This window comes from Bradyrhizobium sp. BRP19 (assembly GCF_020194195.1).
Classification (GTDB): Bacteria; Pseudomonadota; Alphaproteobacteria; order Rhizobiales; family Xanthobacteraceae; genus Bradyrhizobium; species Bradyrhizobium yuanmingense.
On sequence record NZ_JADYVZ010000106.1, the window covers coordinates 1 to 459 of the forward strand.

Below are 459 nucleotides of genomic sequence, written 5' to 3' on the forward strand. Positions count from 1 at the left end.
ATCCAGACGTCATTGTCAGCGCCGAGTTGCTTGATCCAGTCGGCGTCCTTGGTGTCCGGCGTGAAGCCGTATTCGGGCATGAAGCGGACATGGTGCGCCTCGTCGCCATCGCGTCGGATGAGAGCATCAAGGCATCCCGCGAACACGGGCGATGTGCAGTTATCGAAGAAGACCTTCACGCCGCTGCGAGCTGCTGTTCGAAAGCAACAGCGCGATGAACGGAGGCGAGCGGCACCATGAATCGCTTGGCGGCGGCGGCGGGCGAGCCCTCGGCTTTGGCGGCCTCCGCGAGCACGCTGGTCGGTACGCCGGTCGCGTCATCGATCGGCTGGCCGAACTGGCGCTGCGGATCGATCACCACGCCTTTGGCTTTGCCGAGCGGCCACCACCGGACTGCGATGTCAGCCTCGTCGAACTCCAAATTCTTCAGGCTCGGCTCGATCACCTTCTGCATTAGAT

2 pseudogenes are annotated in these 459 nt (G+C 63.0%); both read right to left on the reverse strand.

The window, feature by feature from the left end:
- Positions 1-179, reverse strand: a pseudogene (locus I6F36_RS40155) (hypothetical protein); the annotation flags it as partial.
- Positions 176-459: pseudogene (locus I6F36_RS38705) on the reverse strand (hypothetical protein); the annotation flags it as partial. The pseudogenes I6F36_RS40155 and I6F36_RS38705, both read right to left, overlap by 4 nt.